Source organism: Micromonospora sp. AMSO1212t, from assembly GCF_008868145.1.
GTDB lineage: Bacteria > Actinomycetota > Actinomycetes > Mycobacteriales > Micromonosporaceae > Micromonospora > Micromonospora tulbaghiae.
This window is the reverse complement of sequence record NZ_WBKS01000027.1, coordinates 1-18,422: the sequence shown is the minus strand read 5'-3', so window position 1 is coordinate 18,422 and position 18,422 is coordinate 1. Positions and strand designations below refer to the sequence as shown.

16 protein-coding genes are annotated in these 18,422 nt (G+C 72.8%); 13 read left to right on the top strand and 3 right to left on the bottom strand.

Annotated elements, in window-relative coordinates; translation table 11 throughout:
- The 6 genes from F8279_RS10185 (at window position 1) to topA (ending at window position 7,779) form a co-directional block, all read left to right on the top strand.
- Window positions 1-351, top strand: a complete 351-nt coding sequence (locus F8279_RS10185) for an STAS domain-containing protein (protein WP_013283649.1) — start codon at window positions 1-3, stop codon at window positions 349-351.
- Window positions 351-788 (top strand): ATP-binding protein, encoded by a 438-nt coding sequence (locus F8279_RS10180; RefSeq protein ID WP_013283650.1) that lies wholly within the window; start codon window positions 351-353, stop codon window positions 786-788. Before F8279_RS10185 ends, F8279_RS10180 begins: the two co-directional genes overlap by 1 nt.
- 321 nt (window positions 789-1,109) lie before the next feature.
- A complete protein-coding gene (locus tag F8279_RS10175) occupies window positions 1,110-3,458 on the top strand; it encodes a sodium-translocating pyrophosphatase (RefSeq protein ID WP_091414618.1) in 2,349 nt (782 codons plus the stop codon).
- A 101-nt stretch (window positions 3,459-3,559) separates the two neighbouring features.
- Entirely contained in the window at window positions 3,560-4,102 is a 543-nt protein-coding gene (locus F8279_RS10170) for a hypothetical protein (RefSeq protein WP_091414621.1), read from the top strand.
- Complete coding sequence (locus F8279_RS10165) at window positions 4,093-4,701, top strand: hypothetical protein (RefSeq protein ID WP_091414623.1); 609 nt, start codon at window positions 4,093-4,095, stop codon at window positions 4,699-4,701. The genes F8279_RS10170 and F8279_RS10165 overlap by 10 nt, the downstream gene beginning before the upstream one ends.
- Window positions 4,702-4,968: 267 nt before the next feature.
- The gene (gene topA, locus F8279_RS10160; RefSeq protein ID WP_151499781.1) at window positions 4,969-7,779 is read left to right on the top strand and encodes a type I DNA topoisomerase; all 2,811 of its coding nucleotides are present in this window, start codon (window positions 4,969-4,971) and stop codon (window positions 7,777-7,779) included.
- Between the two features lie 46 nt (window positions 7,780-7,825).
- Here topA and F8279_RS10155 read toward each other — a convergent pair whose 3' ends face one another.
- Window positions 7,826-8,722: a DUF559 domain-containing protein gene (locus F8279_RS10155; RefSeq protein WP_225853214.1), complete on the bottom strand. Its 897-nt coding sequence runs from the start codon at window positions 8,720-8,722 to the stop codon at window positions 7,826-7,828.
- Window positions 8,723-8,857: 135 nt separating this feature from the next.
- Window positions 8,858-10,174 carry a D-arabinono-1,4-lactone oxidase gene (locus tag F8279_RS10150; protein WP_175438600.1) on the bottom strand — a complete coding sequence of 439 codons (1,317 nt, stop codon included), beginning with the start codon at window positions 10,172-10,174 and terminating at the stop codon, window positions 8,858-8,860.
- A 219-nt stretch (window positions 10,175-10,393) separates the two neighbouring features.
- Between F8279_RS10150 and F8279_RS10145 the strand changes: the two genes are divergently transcribed.
- A complete protein-coding gene (locus F8279_RS10145; RefSeq protein WP_030274442.1) occupies window positions 10,394-10,969 on the top strand; it encodes a TetR family transcriptional regulator in 576 nt (191 codons plus the stop codon).
- Between the two features lie 65 nt (window positions 10,970-11,034).
- Here F8279_RS10145 and F8279_RS10140 read toward each other — a convergent pair whose 3' ends face one another.
- Window positions 11,035-12,243: an amino acid deaminase/aldolase gene (locus tag F8279_RS10140; protein WP_151499780.1), complete on the bottom strand. Its 1,209-nt coding sequence runs from the start codon at window positions 12,241-12,243 to the stop codon at window positions 11,035-11,037.
- Between the two features lie 148 nt (window positions 12,244-12,391).
- Here F8279_RS10140 and tmk point away from each other — a divergent pair, with 148 nt between their 5' ends.
- From tmk to F8279_RS10110, 6 genes are all read left to right on the top strand, one after another.
- Window positions 12,392-14,617 carry a dTMP kinase gene (gene tmk / locus F8279_RS10135; RefSeq protein WP_225853213.1) on the top strand — a complete coding sequence of 742 codons (2,226 nt, stop codon included), beginning with the start codon at window positions 12,392-12,394 and terminating at the stop codon, window positions 14,615-14,617.
- Complete coding sequence (locus F8279_RS10130) at window positions 14,614-15,876, top strand: DNA polymerase III subunit delta' (protein ID WP_091414629.1); 1,263 nt, start codon at window positions 14,614-14,616, stop codon at window positions 15,874-15,876. Before tmk ends, F8279_RS10130 begins: the two co-directional genes overlap by 4 nt.
- A gap of 132 nt (window positions 15,877-16,008) precedes the next feature.
- A complete protein-coding gene (locus F8279_RS10125; RefSeq protein WP_013473591.1) occupies window positions 16,009-16,338 on the top strand; it encodes a YbaB/EbfC family nucleoid-associated protein in 330 nt (109 codons plus the stop codon).
- 1 nt (window position 16,339) lies between these two features.
- Window positions 16,340-16,645, top strand: a complete 306-nt coding sequence (locus F8279_RS10120) for a hypothetical protein (protein ID WP_018788783.1) — start codon at window positions 16,340-16,342, stop codon at window positions 16,643-16,645.
- Window positions 16,645-17,313, top strand: coding sequence for a hypothetical protein (locus F8279_RS10115; protein WP_151499779.1), 669 nt, complete (start codon window positions 16,645-16,647; stop codon window positions 17,311-17,313). Before F8279_RS10120 ends, F8279_RS10115 begins: the two co-directional genes overlap by 1 nt.
- A 258-nt stretch (window positions 17,314-17,571) precedes the next feature.
- A partial coding sequence (locus tag F8279_RS10110; protein WP_151499778.1) for a regulatory iron-sulfur-containing complex subunit RicT occupies window positions 17,572-18,422 on the top strand: 851 nt, incomplete at its 3' end.

Genomic DNA, 18,422 nt, shown 5'->3' with positions numbered 1-18,422 from the left:
ATGGAGCTGTCGCTGGCGACCCGCGCCGTGGGGGAGCACACGGTGCTCGAGGTCGGTGGTGAGGTGGATGTCTACACCGCCCCCCGCCTGCGGGAACGGCTCCTCGAACTGATCGACGGCGGAGCCCGGCACGTGGTGGTCGACCTCGGCCGGGTGGACTTCCTCGACTCGACCGGGCTGGGTGTGCTCGTCGGCGCGCTCAAGCGGCTGCGCTCGGCCGGTGGTTCCTTCGCGCTGGTCTGCGACAAGGAGCCGCTGCTCAAGATCTTCCGGATCACCGCACTGGACCAGGTCTTCCCGCTGCATCCGACGGTCGACGCGGCCATCGCCGCCGACTCCACCGGCGCGTGATGGCCACCGTCAAGCTGTCCTTCTCTCCGGCCCCGGTGCACGTGCGCACCGCCCGCCTGGTCGGCGTCGCGGTGGCCCGGCGGGCCGGCGTACGCGAGGACCTGCTGGACGAGGTGCGCCTGGCCATCGGCGAGGCGTGCACGCGGGCGGTCGCGCTGCACCGGCAGTACGGCCTGGCCGACCCGGTGTACGTGGAGATGTCCGACGGCGGCGGCTACACGGTCCGGGTGGTGGACCGGGCCCCGATCGAGGCGGGCCTCGGTCTGGCCGCGCTCGGCCCGGACGAGCTGGCCAAGGAGTCGCTCAGCGAGGACGCGCTCACGACCGGGGTGGGCTTCGCGCTGCTCGCCGGTTTCGTGGAGGATCTCCAGGTCCGCCCGGTCGACGACGGCGTCGGCACCGAGGTGCGGATGTCCTGGCCGGCCGGCCGCGCCTGACCCGATTCGCACACGCAGGCCGCGTTCCCCGAAGGGGGAGCGCGGCCTCGTCGTATTGGCCGCGCCATATATCAGATTTCTTCGCATAACACAGTTACGAAGATCATCGAGACACGGTGCCCCCTCGGTGTGACCCTCGCCACGCCGGAGGGCTACAGTACGCGGGTTGTCAGCAAGTGATCCCGTCCCGTAGCCAGCGGGAAGGGGAGTTCATCGCTGGTCCGCCGGGGTGGGTTGGCGCGCGCTTGCGAGTCCGCATCCAGGCGTCGGCCCGTGCGTCTCCACGAGCCGACGCGAGTTGTTCGGTACAGGAGGACATAGATGTCCGGGACCTTGGCCGCCGACGGCGGCGCACTGTCCCTTACCGGAGCCAACGTGACGTACGTCGTCATCGCCGCGGTCATCGCGCTGGTGGCGCTCGTCTTCGCGGCCGCCCTCACCAGGGCGGTCCTGGCGGCCGGTAAGGGAACCACCAACATGCAGGAGATCTCCGGCGCGGTGCAGGAGGGCGCGTCGGCGTACCTGCTGCGACAGTTCCGCACGCTGGCGATCTTCGTGGTGGTCGCCGTCGTGCTGCTCTTCCTGCTGCCGGTGCACGACACCGACGGCAACGAAACGCTCGTGAAGGTCGGCCGCTCGGCGTTCTTCGTGGTGGGTGCGCTGTTCAGCGCGTTCATCGGCGGCGCCGGCATGTGGCTGGCCACCCGCGCCAACCTGCGGGTGGCGGCGGCCGCGCGGGAGCGAGAAGGCGGCCGTGAGGGCGCCATGAAGATCGCCTTCCGCACGGGCGGCGTGGTCGGCTTCCTCACCGTCGGCCTCGGCCTGTTCGGTGCGGCGCTGGTCGTGCTGATCTTCCGGGGCGACGCCCCGACCGTGCTGGAGGGCTTCGGCTTCGGCGCCGCGCTGCTCGCCATGTTCATGCGGGTCGGCGGCGGCATCTTCACCAAGGCCGCCGACGTCGGCGCCGACCTGGTCGGCAAGGTCGAGCAGGGCATCCCGGAGGACGACCCGCGCAACGCCGCCACCATCGCCGACAACGTGGGCGACAACGTCGGCGACTGCGCCGGCATGGCCGCCGACCTGTTCGAGTCGTACGCGGTCACGCTCGTCGCGGCGCTGATCCTCGGCCGGGCCGCGTTCGGCGAGACCGGCCTGGTCTTCCCGCTGATCATCTCCACCATCGGCGTGCTGGTCGCGATCGTCGGCGTCTTCATCACCCGGCTGCGCGCCAGCGACCGCAGCGGCCTGACCGCGATCAACCGGGCCTTCTACCTGTCCGCGCTGATCGCCGCGGTGCTCGTCGCGATCGCCGCGTTCGCGTACCTGCCGGCCACGTTCGCCGAGCTGGAGGGCGGGCTGACCGACGTCGACCGCAACCCGCGGCTGGTGGCCATCGGCGCGGTGGTGATCGGTATCGTGCTGGCCGCCGCGATCCAGGCGCTCACCGGCTACTTCACCGAGACCAACCGGCGTCCGGTGCAGGACATCGGCAAGAGCTCGCAGACCGGCGCGGCCACCGTCATCCTCGCCGGCATCAGCGTCGGCCTGGAGTCGGCCGTCTACTCGGCGCTGCTGATCGCCGCCGGCGTGTTCGGCGCGTTCCTGCTCGGTGGCAGCTCGATCACGCTGTCGCTGTTCGCCGTCGCGCTGGCCGGTACCGGCCTTCTGACCACCGTCGGCGTCATCGTCGCGATGGACACGTTCGGCCCGATCTCGGACAACGCGCAGGGCGTGGCCGAGATGTCCGGCGACATCGACGAGCACGGCGCGCGGACGCTCACCGAGCTGGACGCCGTCGGCAACACCACCAAGGCGATCACCAAGGGCATCGCGATCGCCACGGCGGTGCTGGCCGCCACGGCGCTGTTCGGCTCGTACACCGACACGCTGCGCTCCGCCTACGAGGACGCGGGCGTGGGCGACGTCGGGAACGAGATCCTGAACTCGCTCAACGTGTCCAACCCGCGCAACCTGGTCGGCCTGATCATCGGCGCCGCTGTGGTCTTCCTCTTCTCCGGCCTGGCCATCAACGCGGTCTCCCGCTCCGCCGGGGCCGTGGTGATGGAGGTACGCCGCCAGTTCCGCGAGCTGCCCGGCATCATGGACCGCACCCAGCGGCCCGAGTACGGCAAGGTCGTGGACATCTGCACCCGGGACGCGCAGCGCGAGCTGATGACCCCCGGTCTGCTGGCGATCCTGGCCCCGATCGCTGTCGGCTTCGGCCTCGGCCCGGGCGCGCTGGCCGCGTACCTGGCCGGCGCGATCGGCGCGGGCACGCTGATGGCGGTGTTCCTGGCCAACTCCGGTGGCGCCTGGGACAACGCCAAGAAGCTGGTGGAGGACGGCGCGTACGGCGGCAAGGGCTCCGACGCGCACGCCGCCACGGTCATCGGCGACACCGTCGGCGACCCGTTCAAGGACACCGCCGGCCCGGCGATCAACCCGCTGCTCAAGGTGATGAACCTGGTCTCGCTGCTGATCGCCCCGGCCGTGGTGGCCTGGAGCGTGGGCGACGACAAGAACAACCCGCTGCGCATCACGATCGCCGTGGTGGCCGCGCTGATCATCGCGGCCTCTGTGGTGTTCAGCAAGCGCAAGGGTGTGGCGATGTCCGACTCGGACAGCGGCGCCGGCACCCCGGACCAGCGTCCGGAGACGGTGAACGCCTGATCGCACGTGACGGTTCCCGGCCGGCCCCGGCCGGCCGGGAACCCCGTGCCCGGCAAACCTGACCGGTGGCGGTTCGGCCCGGAGGTCGTACGCTGCTTCGCATGCGTACGCGCCGGGCGGCAACCGCCGGAAAGCTCACGGTGGTCCTGGCCACGCTGGTCCTCGTCGTCACCGGGTGCGGCGGCGGTCCCAGCCCCCGGGTCTGGGCCGCGTCGGTGTGCCAGGCGCTGACCCCGTGGCGCGCGGAGATCTCGAAGCTGACCAGCAGCACCCAGCAGCAGATGACCGCGCAGACGACTCCGCCGCAGGCCAAGGAGAACCTGGTCCGGCTCTTCGCCGGCGCCGAGCAGGCCAGTGAGACGGCCCGGCGCAAGGTCGAGGAGGCGGGCGTGCCCGAGGCCGAGCGCGGCGAAGAGGTGTCCGCCGGGTTCCTGGGGTCGCTGAGCAAGATGCGCGACGCCTACGGCCGGGCCCGGGACACCGTAGACCGGCTCGACACCGCCCAGGCCGGTCCGTTCTACGACGGCGTGCGCGCCGCCGTGGACACGCTCAACAAGGAGTACGACGCGAGCGCGCTGGACACCAGCAAGCTCAACTCGACCGAGCTGAAAGAGGCCTTCGACGAGGTCCCGGAGTGTCGCTGACCCCTCCCACCCCGAAACCGGCCCGCCAGCCCTCGCTGTTCTCCACCGAGGCGGCCGATCCCGCGCTGGCGGATCTCGCCGGCCTGCTCGCCGGGCCGGGTGAGGTGGGGCGGATGGGCGGCACGGCGCGGATCTCCGTGGTGGTCGACGCCGCCTGGCGGGTGCACGTGCTGGTGGCGGAGCTGGGGGCCCGGGGCGTGCCGGCCAGCTGGGAGCCGACCGAGGACGGGCGGCACCGGGTGCGGACCGCGTACACGAGCATGCTGGCGCCGCTCGCGCGGGCCTGGCTGCGCGGCGCGGCGAAGCGGCCGCCGCCCCGCTTCCACCTGGACGGGCGGCGGCTGCGGCTCTGGGCGGCGGCCGCCGGCACGGCCGAGCCGGCCGGGTTCCGGCTGCGGCTCGGACCGGCCGACGAGCAGTCCTGGCCGGTGGTCCGCGCCGCGCTGGCGGCGGTGGGCCTGCCGGCCGCGTTCGTCGAGCCGGACGAGGGCGGGCCCGCGTTCCGGATCGGCGGACGGCGGATGTCGCGGCTCGCGGAGCTGGTGGGGGAACGGCCGGCAGCGGCGCCGGTGACGGACTGGCCGGGGCCGCGGAGCTGACGCCGCTGTCCGAAGCCGGACACCCGGCGAGGGCTCCGCCGGCGGTACGCGATCGTCACAGTGACCGGCCTGCTGCCCTACCCACGGTGTACCGTGACGCCGTCCGGCAGGGTGCGGCCGGCGGTCGCCGGGAGGGCGGCCCGTTTGCCGCCCACGAAACCCGGAACGCGGACGGCGCGTTACGTTGGACATCCGGACCGCCTCTGGTCCGGGTGGCGCAACACGGCCCGAAGCGGGCATGGCGTAGGAGTGAGGTCGGGGAGAGACGTGCCGAGCAACGCTGGAACCACCCGTCTGGTCATCGTCGAGTCACCGGCGAAGGCCAAGACGATCTCGGGCTACCTCGGCCCGGGGTACGTCGTGGAGGCCAGCTTCGGCCACGTCCGGGACCTGCCCCGCAACGCCGCCGACGTCCCGGCGAAGTACAAGGGTGAGCCGTGGGCGCGCCTCGGCGTCGACGTCGACAACGGCTTCCAGGCGCTCTACGTGGTCTCGCCCGACCGTAAGCAGCAGATCAGCAAGCTGGTGAAGCTGGCCAAGGAGGTCGACGAGATCTTCCTGGCGACGGACGAGGACCGCGAGGGCGAGGCCATCGCCTGGCACCTGGTGGAGACGCTCAAGCCCAAGGTGCCGGTCAAGCGGATGGTCTTCCACGAGATCACCAAGCCGGCCATCCAGGCCGCCGTGGCGAACCCCCGGGAGATCGACCGCGACCTGGTCGACGCCCAGGAGGCGCGGCGCATCCTCGACCGCCTCTACGGGTACGAGGTCTCGCCGGTGCTGTGGAAGAAGGTCATGCCGAAGCTGTCGGCGGGCCGGGTGCAGTCCGTGGCGACGCGGATCGTGGTCGAGCGGGAGCGCCAGCGGATGGCGTTCCGCACCGCCGAGTACTGGGACATCCTGGCCACGCTCGCGGTGGCGAAGCCGGGCGAGGGCCCGCGTACGTTCAACGCCACGCTGGTCGCGCTGGGCGGCGACCGGATCGCCACCGGCAAGGACTTCGAGCCGACCACCGGCAAGGTCCGGCCCGGCGCGGGCGTGGTGCACCTGGACGAGGGTGGGGCCCGGGGACTCGCGGCCCGCCTGGTCGACCGGCCGTTCACCGTCACGCGGGTCGAGGAGAAGCCCTACCGCCGCCGCCCGTACGCGCCGTTCATCACCTCCACGCTCCAGCAGGAGGCGGCCCGCAAGATGCGGTTCTCGTCGCAGCAGACGATGCGCACCGCGCAGCGCCTGTACGAGAACGGCTACATCACCTACATGCGTACCGACTCGGTCAACCTGTCCGAGACGGCCATCACGGCGGCCCGCCGGCAGATCGTCGAGCTGTACGGCGAGCGCAGCGTGCCGCCGGAGCCGCGCCGCTACACCGGCAAGGTGAAGAACGCGCAGGAGGCGCACGAGGCGATCCGCCCCGCGGGCGACAACTTCCGCACCCCGGGCGAGGTGGCCAAGGAGCTGTCCGCCGAGGAGTTCAAGCTCTACGAGCTGATCTGGCGGCGCACCATCGCCTCGCAGATGACCGACGCGGTCGGCTCCAGCGTGTCGGTGCGCATCCGCGCCGTCTCCTCCGCCCAGGAGGAGGCCGACTTCGGCGCGACCGGCAAGACCATCACCGACCCGGGCTTCCTGCGCGCGTACGTCGAGTCCAGCGACGACGAGAACGCCGAGGCCGAGGACGCCGAGCGGCGGCTGCCCACGCTGGTCAAGGACCAGCCGCTCACCGCCGACGAGCTGGTCGCGCAGGGCCACCACACCCAGCCGCCCGCCCGCTACACCGAGGCGTCGCTGGTCAAGGCGCTCGAAGAGCTGGGCATCGGCCGGCCCTCCACGTACGCGTCGATCATGCAGACGATCCAGGACCGCGGGTACGTGGTGAAGCGCGGCCAGGCGATGATCCCGTCGTTCCTGGCGTTCGCGGTGATCGGGCTGATGGAGCAGCACTACCCGCGCCTGATCGACTACGACTTCACCGCCAGCATGGAGAACGAGCTGGACGAGATCGCCGGTGGTGACCACGCCGCCGTCGACTTCCTGACCTCCTTCTACTTCGGCAGCACCAACGGCACCGGCGACCAGGCCATCGCGCACGCGGGCGGCCTGAAGAAGCTGGTCACCGAGAACCTCAGCGAGATCGACGCGCGCAGCGTCAACTCCATCCCGCTGTTCACCGACGACGAGGGCCGCGAGGTAGTCGTCCGGGTCGGCCGGTACGGGCCGTACCTCCAGCGGGCGCTGCCCGGCGAGCAGCAGGTGCCGACGCCGGCGGCCTCGGGTGAGGGCGAGGAGAGCGGCTCGCAGGGTGACCGGGCGCCGATCCCGGAGGGCTTGGCGCCGGACGAGCTGACGCCGGAGAAGGTGCACGAGCTGTTCCTGGGCGGCGGCGGTGAGCGCAAGCTCGGCGACGACCCGTCGACCGGCGAGCCGATCCTGCTCAAGTCCGGCCGGTTCGGCCCGTACGTGGCAAGCGGTGAGCGCAAGTCGTCGCTGCTGCGCTCGCAGACGCCGGACAGCCTCACCCTGGAGCAGGCGTTGCAGCTGCTGCGCCTGCCCCGGCTGATCGGCGTGGCCCCGGACGGCACCGAGGTGTTCGCCAACAACGGCCGCTACGGCCCGTACGTCAAGCGCGGTGACGAGTTCCGCTCGCTGGACTCGGAAGACAAGATGTTCACGGTCACGCTGGACGAGGCGCTGGCGTTGCTGGCCACCCCGAAGACGCGCCAGCGCCGGGCTGCCGCGCCGCCGCTGCGGGAGATGGGCAACGACCCGCTCACCGAGAAGCCGCTGGTGATCAAGGACGGGCGCTTCGGGCCGTACGTGACCGACGGCGAGTTCAACGCGTCGCTGCGGCGCGGGCAGACGCCGGAGGAGCTGACGCTGGAGCAGGCGTCGGAGATGCTGGCCGAGAAGCGCGCGAAGGGTCCGGCCCCGAAGAAGAAGGCCGCGAAGAAGGCCGCCCCGGCGAAGAAGGCAACGGCCGCGAAGAAGACCACGGCGGCGAAGAAGACCACGGCGGCGAAGAAGGCCCCCGCGAAGAAGGCGGCCCCCAAGAAGGCGACCTCAACCCCGAAGGAGTGATCTTGGTACGGAAACGCCCGTGGAGGGGCGGATCCGTACCAAGATCTCAGCCGGGCCAGCCTGCGTATCGCAGGGCGGCACGCAACTGGGTGATCACGCGGGTGGGGTCGTTGCGGACGGCCCAGGCGGGGAAGCGCAGGACCCGGTCACCGGTGGTCCAGACGTCGTTCTGCCGCTGCATGTCCGCCCAGGCGGTCTTCGGGTCGAAGTGCTGCCCACCGTCGATCTCGACGTGCACCCGCCATCGCTCGAACCAGACGTCCAGGTAGCGCCGCCGCCCGGTGGCGTCACGCCGGACGACCTGGAGGGACGGTTCGGGTAGCCCGGCCCGCCGGACGAGATCGAGGAAGTCGATTTCGGCGAGGGAGTGGGCGCCGCCGGCCGCGTCCGTGGCGGTCGCCAGGATCAGCCGGCGCCGACGTGCGCGAGGGAGCCGCTCCAGCACCCGGTGCAGGTCGTCGCCCCAGACCAGGCGTTGCTGGAAGCCTGCCGCGATGACAGCCCGTGCCTCCTCGTCGGTCGCCGCCCACTGCGCCGCGTCGACGAGCGAGCGGGCCGGCATGGTCCGGCGAGGTCGGCCGACCGCGAGCACGTCCTCCGACGGCAGCACTGTGGTGCGGTGGATCCGTACGCCGGGTGGTAGCGCCCGGGTCTGGTGCCGAGCCGGCAGCAGCAGATGGATCAGCCGGCTCTCGTAGCGTCTGAGTCCCCAGCACCGGGCCGCGGTGAGCCCGCCCAACGTCGCGGCCGGTCCAGCTGCCAGCACCGCGACCCAGCGTCGCTCCTCCGGGCCGACGGGACCGTCATGCGTGACGTAGACCCTGGGGTGCACCTGCCGCCAGCGCCCGCTGGCGACGCGGTGGCGGATCGCCTTCTCGGACAGGAACCGCCGAGCCTGCGCCGCACCCAGCACGCGCGCCTGACGGAAGAGCAACCAGCTCAATTCCCCTGCGTCGTCCCCCGGCATCTCCACACCGGAAACCCCACCCGAAAAGCACCCGTCACGCTGCCCCTGTGGACAACCGTCGAGATCTTGGTACGGAAACGCCCCTCGAAGGGCGTCCTCGTACCAAGATCCTTAGATGCCCAGGACCTGACTCAGGTAGGGATTTTGGAAGATGCGGGACGGGTCCAGACGGGTGCGGACGGACTGGAAGTCCGCGAATCTGGGGTAGGCGGTAGCCAGCGACTCCGCGTCGCGCCAGTGCAGCTTGCCCCAGTGCGGCCGGCCGCCCAACTCGGTCGCCACCTGCTCGAACGCGCGGAAGTACGGCTCGTACGGCATGCCCACGTACTGGTGCACGGCGATGTACGCGGAGTCCCGCCCGTACGAGTGGGACAGCCAGATGTCGTCGGCGGCGGTGAACCGCACCTCGACCGGGAACAGCACCTTGAACGGCAGGCGGTCCACGATCCGGCGCAACTCGGCCAGCGCGGTGGGCAGCGCCTCGCGCGGCAGGCCGTACTCCATCTCCACGAAGCGGACCCGGCGCGGCGTGCAGAACACGCGGTCGGAGCGGCCGGTGTAGGTGCGTTCGGTGAGCGCGCGGGCGGAGACGGCGCTGATCCGGGGTGCGAGGGCGGGTACGGCCCGGCCGAGGCGGCAGGCGCCGGCGAAGACGGTGTTGGAGAGGAACTCGTCGTCCAGCCAGCCGCGCCAGCCGGGCAGTGGCTGGTCGTCGGCGGGTACCCGGTCGTTGGTCTTGACCTGAACCCGGTCGGTGTACGGGAACCAGTAGAACTCGGCGTGGTCGTGCGCCTCGTACAGGCCGGGCAGGTCGTCGAGCACCTCGGCGAGCGGGGCCGGGCGTTCGTGCGCCCGCAGCACGAAGGCGTCCACGCAGCGCAGCGTGACCTCGACCAGCACGCCCACCGCGCCGAGCCCGACCCGGGCGGCGTCGAAGACGTCGCGGTTCTCCTCGGCCGAGCAGCGCAGCACCTCGCCGGTGCCGGTGACCAGCGTCAGCCCGGCCACGAAGGTGGACAGGCAGCCCAGCTTCGCCCCGGTGCCGTGGGTGCCGGTGGAGAGTGCCCCGGCGATGGTCTGGGCGTCGATGTCGCCGAGGTTCGGCATCGCGAGGCCGTGCCCGGCGAGCAGATCGTTGAGCGTGTGCAACGTCATCCCGGCCGGTACGGTGACCAAGCGGCGCGCCACATCGACCGTGACGTCCGTCTCCAGCGCGGCGAGGTCGATCCGGTGCCCGTCGGCGACGGCGGTGGCGGTGAACGAGTGGCCGCTGCCGGTGGCCCGGACGGTCCGGCCCGCCGCGGCGGCCTGGCGGACCGCCTCGACGACGTCGGAGACGCTACGCGGGCGCACGGTGAGGAGCGCGGTGCTGTGCTGGTTGCCGGCCCAGTTGGACCAGGTGGCGGTGGTACCGGTCATCGCGGCCACTCCTCGACATGAATATGAACTGAATTCATATCAGGAACGTTGTGCCTGGTAAATACCGCAATCGAGCCCGGCTCGTTGTACCGGTAGTCACAGACTCGTGACGTGCAGATATGTTCATCCGTCGAAGGGGGGTGGCGCCGAGTGTCCACACCAGCCGCCACGACCGGGCCGCTGCGTCGAGTACCGGTGCAGGGCCGAAGTGTCGCGCGGGTCCAGCGGATGCTGGACGCCTGCGCCGAGCTCGTCGACGAGGTGGGGTACGAAGGGCTGACCACGACCCTGCTCGCCGAGCGCGCCGAGGTGGCGATCGGGTCGGTCTACCAGTTCTTTCCGGACAAGCGGGCGATCGTGCAGGCGCTGACCCTGCGCACCATGGAGTCCTACCTCCAGCGGCTCGACGAGCGGTTCTCCTCGGACGACCTGACCCACTGGTGGGACGGGGTCGACGCGGCGATCGACGAGTACATCTCGATGCACCGCACCGTTCCGGGCTTCCGTACCCTGCACTTCGGCGACGTGGTCGACCTGCACCTGCTGGACGACCAGCGAGACAACAACGGGGTCATCGCGGAGCAGCTCGCCCGCGTACTCACCGAGCGTTTCGGCCTGGCCGGGGTGCCCGACCTGCGGTTCCACCTGGAGGTCGCGGTGGAGGCCGCCGACGCCCTGATCAAGCTGGCCTTCCGCCGCCGCACCGACGGCGACGAGCGGGTGCTGGTCGAGGCCAAGGCGCTCATCCGGGAGTACCTGCACCGGCAGGTGAACGCCCCCACGGAGGCCGTCCACCAGGGCTGAGCGGCACGTTGAACGGCGGGTTCTGAGAGTGCGTCGGGGCCCGCCGTCGTCATGCCGCGGGCAGATCAGAGGAAGGCGTGCCCCTCGCCCCGGTAGGTCGGCACTGTGGCGACCACCGCGTCCCCCTCGACCAGGTGCACCTCGTTGACGTGCTCGCACAGCTCGCCCGCCTTGGCGTGGCGGAACCACACCCGGTCGCCGACGCGCAGGGTGTCCGCGGCTTTTCCGGCCAGTGGGGTCTGCACCTCGCCGGCGCCCTCCGCGCCGAGCAGCTTCAGCCCTTCCGGCAGCCACGGCCGGGGCAGCCGGCTGGTCGCCGCCTGGCCGGAGGCGATCCAGCCGCCGCCGAGCACCGTCGCCAGCCCGGGCGCCGGGCGGCGGACCACCGCGCAGGCGAAGAACGCCGCCGGGGTGGGCCGCCAGGCACGGTACGCGTCGAACAGCGTCGGCCCGTACAGGCCGGAGCCCGCGGTGACCTCGGTGACCGCGGGGTCCGCGCTGGTGGCGGCCACGCTGCCGGTGCCGCCGCCGTTGACGAACTCCAGGTCGGCGTGCTCCCGGACCGCGCTGACCGCCGCGGAGCGGCGGGCCAGCAGTTCCCGGTACGACCCGCGCTGCGCGACCCGGATCGCCGAGCCGAGCACCGCCTGTCCGGGCGGCGCGTCGCCCAGGCCGGCGATCTGTGCCTCGTACGACATCAGGCCGACCAGCCGGAAGCCCGGCCGGCCGGCGACGGCGGCGGCGAGCGCGCCGGCCGCCGTGGCGCTGTGCACCGGGGAGCGGCGCACGCCGACGTGCACCCGGCCCCCCAGCGGGCGCCAGGAGGCGTCCAGATCGAGGCAGATCCGCAGCGCGGGGCGGCGCGCGGGCGGGCACACCGCGTCGATCAGGTCGAGCTGCCCGGTGTCGTCGATCATCAGCGTCACCGCGTCGGCGAGCACCGGGTCGGCGGCCAGTTCGGCGAGGCCGCCCCGGTGGGCCGTCGGGTACGCCACGAGCACGTCGTCGCTGACCCCGGATCGGACCAGCCACAGCGCCTCGGGCAGCGTGAAGGCCATCACGCCGTGCCAGCCGGGACGCTTGAGCGCCCGCGTCAGCAGCTCGCGGACGCGTACCGACTTGCTCGCCACGCGCAGCGGCTTGCCGCCGGACCGGCCGGCGAGCGCCTCGGCGTTGGTGTCGAACGCGGTGAGGTCGACCACGGCGTACGGCGGGTCGAGGTGAGCGGTCGCCCGGTCGAGACGATCGCGAAGTTTGTCACGGTCGATGGCCACGTCTGCACGCTAACTGTCTGGACGGCAATGCGAAATACCCTCGCGTCTGTCCGGGCTGCGGGCGGTGGTCCCGGCGGCCTAGGCTCGGCGAGCAGGTGAATGTCGCGGGGGACGACCCTTCCTGCGCGACTAGAGTGTTCCACCGGGGATGCCCAGACCTGGGCCGGCACGTGGAGGTACGGCCATCGAAAGCCAGAACAACGGCGAGTCGCCCGGCGTGTCGTCGTCCGGGACAGCCGCCGATCACTCCGGTGCCGCCGCCATCCGGTCGGTGCTGCGCATCCGGCCGTTCCGCAGGCTGTGGATCGTGCTCAGCGCCGCCTCCTTCGGCGACTGGCTCGGCCTGCTCGCCACCGCGCTGTTCGCCGCCTCCCAGGTCTCCGGCAGCACCGCCCAGGGCGCCGCGTTCGGCGGTGTGACAGCGATCCGGCTGCTCCCGGCGCTGGTGCTCGGCCCGGTCGCGGGCGTGCTCGCCGACCGGTTCGACCGCCGGTGGACGATGGTCATCTGCGACCTGCTGCGCTTCGTGCTGTTCGCCTCGATCCCGCTGTACGCGCTCACCGGCGCCGCGGGCGGGCTGGTGGTCGGCTGGGCGCTGATCGCCACGTTCCTGATCGAGTCGATCACCCTGCTGTGGATCCCGGCCAAGGAGGCGGCGGTCCCCAACCTCATCCCGCGTACCCGGCTCGAGGCGGCGAACCAGCTCACGCTGATCACCACGTACGGCCTGACGCCGGTCGCGGCGGCCATCGCCCTGGCCGTGCTGGACCGCGGCGTCCGCGGCGCGGTCGGCGGCGACCTGCCCGACTGGGCCGAGCCGGCCCAGCTCGCGCTCTGGTTCAACGCCTTCTCCCGGCTGGCCACCGCGCTCGTGGTGGCGTTCGGCATCAAGGAGATCAGCGAGGCCCAGCGCGGCGAGGCGGAGCGCACCGAGCAGAGCATGTTCCGGCAGTTCTCCGAGGGCTGGAAATACATCGGCCAGACCCCGCTGGTGCGTGGCCTGGTGCTGGGCATCTTCGGCGCGTTCGCCGGCGGCGGCATCGTGGTCGGCACGGCCAAGTTCTTCGCCAACTCGCTCGGCGCCGGTGACGCCGCGTTCTCGCTGCTCTTCGGTGCGATCTTCGTCGGCCTGGCGCTCGGCATCGGCCTCGGGCCGATGATCGTGCGGGACATGTCCCGCCGCCGCTGGTTCGGCATGAGCATCGTGCTCGCCAGCGCCTCGGTGCTGGTGCTCGCGTTCGCCATCCACCTGTCCATGGCCATCCTCGGCGCGATCCTGGTCGGCGCGGGCGCCGGCATGGCGTTCCTGGCCGGCACCACGCTGCTCGGCGGCGAGGTGGCCGACGAGGTACGCGGCCGGGTCTTCGCGGTGGTGCAGATCGGCACCCGGCTGGTGCTGATCCTGGCCATCGCGCTCAGCAGCCTCCTGGTCGGCGTCGGCGGCTCCCGCCAGCTCACCATCGCCGACCTGGGCATCTCCATCTCCTCCACCCGGCTGCTGCTGCTGGCGGCCGGCGCGGCCGGCATCATCGCCGGGATCAGCGCGTTCGGCCAGATGGACGACAAGAAGGGCGTACCGGTCCTCGCGGACCTCTGGGGCTCGATCCGGGGCCGCCCGCTGATGCCGGCCGAGCCGTTCGTCTCCAGCGGCCTGTTCGTGGTCTTCGAGGGCGGCGAGGGCGCCGGCAAGTCCACCCAGCTCGCCGCGCTCGCCGAGCGGCTGCGCGCGCAGGGCCGCGACGTGGTCGTCACCCGAGAGCCGGGCGCCACGCCGGTCGGCGAGCGGATCCGCTCCCTGGTGCTCGGCACCGCCCCCGACGAGGCGCCGTCGCCGCGCGCCGAGGCGCTGCTCTACGCCGCCGACCGGGCGCACCACGTGGCCACTGTCGTCCGCCCGGCGCTGGTGCGCGGCGCGGTGGTGATCAGCGACCGGTACGTCGACTCGTCGCTCGCCTACCAGGGCGCCGGCCGGACGCTGCCGGTGGACGAGGTCTCCTGGCTCTCCTCCTGGGCCACCGGCGGTCTCAAGCCCGACCTGGTGGTGCTGCTCGACGTCGAGCCGCGTACCGGCCTGAGCCGGGTCGAGGACCGCAACGAGGGCACCGACCGGCTGGAGGCCGAGTCGCTGACGTTCCACGAGCGGGTCCGGTACGCCTTCCTCGACCTCGCCGCCGGCGACCCGAAGCGATACCTGGTGCTCGACGCGTCCCGCCCGATCGCGGAGACCGCCGACGCGGTCGCCCGTCGAGTGGGCGAGCTGCTGGCCGATCCGGCCGGCATCGTGCACCCCCGCCCGGCGCAGGGCCCGGACACCTCGGTCCAGCCCGAGTTATCCGACGCGGAGCTGGTGACGATGGAGCAACCTCGACGATGACCGACGTCTTCGGCGATCTGGTCGGGCAGGACGAGGCGGTGGCCATGCTGCGGCGGGCCGCCGCCTCGGCCGCCGCGCAGCTGCGCGCGCCGGTCACCGCAGGTGGGCACGACGACCTCGACGCGCTCGCCGAGGAGTACGACGGCGACCCGGGTCCGGCGCCGGCCGATCCGGGCGCCGGCATGACCCACGCCTGGATCTTCACCGGCCCGCCCGGATCGGGCCGCTCGGTGGCCGCCCGCGCGTTCGCCGCCGCCCTCGAATGCGTGCACGGCACCGGCTGCGGTAGCTGCCCCGGCTGCCACACCACGCTCACCGGCACCCACGCGGACGTGCGCCTCGTGGTGCCCGAGGGCCTGTCCATCGGCGTCAACGAGATGCGGGCGCTGGTGCTGCGGGCGGCCAGCGCGCCCTCCGGCGGCCGGTGGCAGATCGTGATCATCGAGGACGCCGACCGGTTGACCGAGGCCGCCGGCAACGCGCTGCTCAAGGCGATCGAGGAGCCGCCGCCGCGTACCGTCTTCCTGCTCTGCGCCCCCTCCACCCACCCGGACGACATCTCCGTGACCATCCGGTCACGCTGCCGGGTCGTACCGCTGCGGCAGCCGCCGCCGGCCGCGGTGGCCGAGGTGCTGGTCCGCCGCGACGGCATCGCGCCGGACGTGGCCGAGTGGGCCGCCGCGGCGGCGCAGGGACACGTGGGCCGGGCCCGGCGGCTGGCCCGCGACCCGGAGGCCCGGCAGCGGCGCGACGCGGTGCTGGCCGTGCCGCGCCGGCTGACCGGCGTGGGCGCGGCGTTCGACGCGGCCTCGGCGCTGATCGAGGCGGCCGAGGCGGAGGCCGCCGCCTCCGTCGTGGAGATCGACGAGGCGGAGCGTACGGCGTTGCAGACGGCGCTCGGCGCGGGCGGCACCGGCCGGGGCGCGGCCGGCGCCATGCGCGGCGCGGCGGGCCAGCTCAAGGACCTGGAGAAGCGGCAGAAGTCGCGGGCCACCCGCGCCCAGCGGGACGCGCTCGACCGGGCGCTCGTCGACCTGGCCGGGTTCTACCGGGACGCGATCGTCATGGCGCTGCGGGCGCCTGTCGCCCCGGTCCACACCGACACCGCGTCGCTCGCCTCGGCGGGCGCGCAGAAGTGGGACGCCGAGGGCTCGCTGCGCCGCCTGGAGGCGGTGCTGGAATGCCGCGCGGCGATCGAGGCGAACGTCAAGCCGCGCATTGCGGTGGAGGCGATGATGCTGGCCCTCTGGCGCGGCTGAGCCCGGCCCTTCCGCACTGTCCACAGGGCATCGACACGCGCGATTGACGTGCGGTACGGTCCGGTGATGCCGCGGTGACCGAGGCGGCACGCTCAGTGAGGGTCGGGCCGACCGGCCGGGAGGAGTCCGCCGATGCCGCGGGGCGAGATCGACGAGGCCTGGATCGAGGAGGCGGTGCGGCGCTACCGCCGTATCGAGAACCTGCAGGCCGAGTTCGACCAGGCGGTCGCGACGGTCGAGGTCACCGTCCGCTCACCCGACGGGCTCGTCGAGGTGGTGGTGACCGCCGGCGGGCGGATCACCGACGTGCGTTTCCTCGGCCCGCTGCACCACCGCAGCCCGCGCGACGTGGCCGGTTCGGTGCAGGCCGCGGTCACCGCTGCCGCCGACGCGGCGCAGTGGGCGCGGGAGAAGCTGCACAACGAGACGTTCGCGGCCTACCGGCCGCTGGCGGGGGCCTGACATGGAGACGCTGCGTGCCCTGGCCGCCCGTCTCGACGAGGCGGGCGCGACCCTCGCCACCCTCTCCCGCACGGTGACCGCCACCGACCCGCCGCATCCCGCGTTCGGCGCGCACGCCACCGGCCGTCCCGGCGAGGTGGGCCGTGCGCTGCACCGCCAGTGGACCCTTGCGACCGCCGACCGGGCACGCGAGGCGCAGGCCGCCGCCGTCCGGCTGGCCGCCGCCGCGGCGGCGCTGCGCAGCGCCGCCGACCGCTACGCCGCCGCCGACGACGCGGTCGCCCGGCGGCTGGCCCGGGAGGCCTGATGGACGCGCTCGACCGCCTCGCCGAGCCGGGCCTCGACCTGCTCGCCCGCGTCGACACGGTGCTGGCCGCCGGTGCGCCCGAGGGGCACCGGCTCTGGCCGCTGCTGCGCCGCATGCAGGTGCTTCCCGGCGCGGCCGTACGCGAGTTCCTCGATCTGCACCCCGCGCCGCTGACCGGCGCCGGCCACGCGGTGCGCCGGCTCGTCCGGGGGTACGACGACACCTGCGCCCTGCTGGCCGACCAGGTCGCCTGGTCCGGCGCCGCCGCGTCGGCGTACGACGAGGCACGTGCCGCTCTGCTGCGGCACCTGGACGAGGGGCCGGAGAGCCTGGTCGGGCGGCTGGAGTCGACGGCGGGCTACGCCGACGCGCTGGCCGGCTGGGTGGAGGGCAGCCGGGTCGCGCTGGCCCGGGCACTGGCCGAGGTGCTGGGTTCGGCCGAGGCGGTCGCGGTGCACGCGGCGACCCGGCCCGGTGCCGATGCCGGACGGGCCGGGGCGTCGGCCGCGGCCGAGATCGCCACGAGGATCCTGGGCGTGCTCGGGGTGGCCTACGACGGCGCCGAGACGCTGCTGCGCCAGTGGGGGCCGAGCCTGGCCGAGACGCCGTGGCGGGATCGCGCCACCACCGCCCCGCGCTACGGCGGCACCACCCGGATCGGCTACTGACGGCCCACGGCGCCGCGCGCCGGACCGGCCGTGGCCGGGGCCGGCGGCGGCGCCGTGGCCTTCCCCTGCACCCCCCGCAGGTATGCCTTCACTCAACGCGCCCGGACGGTGTTTGTCAGGGGCCCGCCGGAGATTCATCCGTCCGGGCGAGGCGATGGGGCCGGTTCGGCCGGGTCGACCACGATGATCGCTGCGGTGGGTGACCGGGCGGCGACAGGTGCCCCGTGCGGCGGACGTCGATCCGCGTAGTGTGGGCGCATGGGCATGCTCTGCGCGGTCAGCTTCAACCGGTACGGGCGCCTCTACTACCTCGACCCGGGCGAGTGGCGCCCGCAGGTGGGTGACCGGGTGCTGGTGCCCACCGACGAGGGGCCCGAGGTGGCCGAGTGCGTGTGGGCCGCGCAGTGGGTCAGCGAGGACACCGACGGCTTCCCGAAACTCGCGGGGATCGCCGGTGACGACGACCTGCGCCGAGACGAGATGCTGCGCCGGCGCAAGGCCGAGGCGAAGGTGGCCGCCAAGCGGCTCATCCGCGAGCACGGCCTGCCGATGAAGGTGGTCTCCGTCGACCACGTCCTGGCCACGCCGGAGAACGGCAGCGACCGCACCACCATCTACTTCACCGCTCCGCACCGCGTCGACTTCCGCTCGCTGGTCCGCGACCTGGGTGCCACGCTGCATTGCCGGGTCGAGCTGCGGCAGCTCTCCGCCCGGGACTCCGCCCGGGTGCAGGGCGGCATCGGCTCCTGCGGTCGTGACCTGTGCTGCGCCACGTTCCTGACCGACTTCGAGCCGGTGACCATCCGGATGGCGAAGGACCAGGACCTGCCGCTCAATCCGTTGCGCATATCCGGGGCGTGCGGGCGGCTGATGTGCTGCCTCAAGTACGAACATCCTCTGTATCAGAAGTTCCAGGAGACGGCCCCGGCGGTCGGCAGCCGGGTGTCCACGCCGCAGGGCGAGGGCAAGGTGGTCGGCCACAGTGTCCCGCGCGACGCGGTCACGGTCCGCCTGGACGCCGACGGCTCGCGTTCCATGTGCTCCCGTGCCTCGGTGTGCGGCCCGAGGCAGGCCCACGACCAGCACCCGGCTCTTATACACATCTCCGA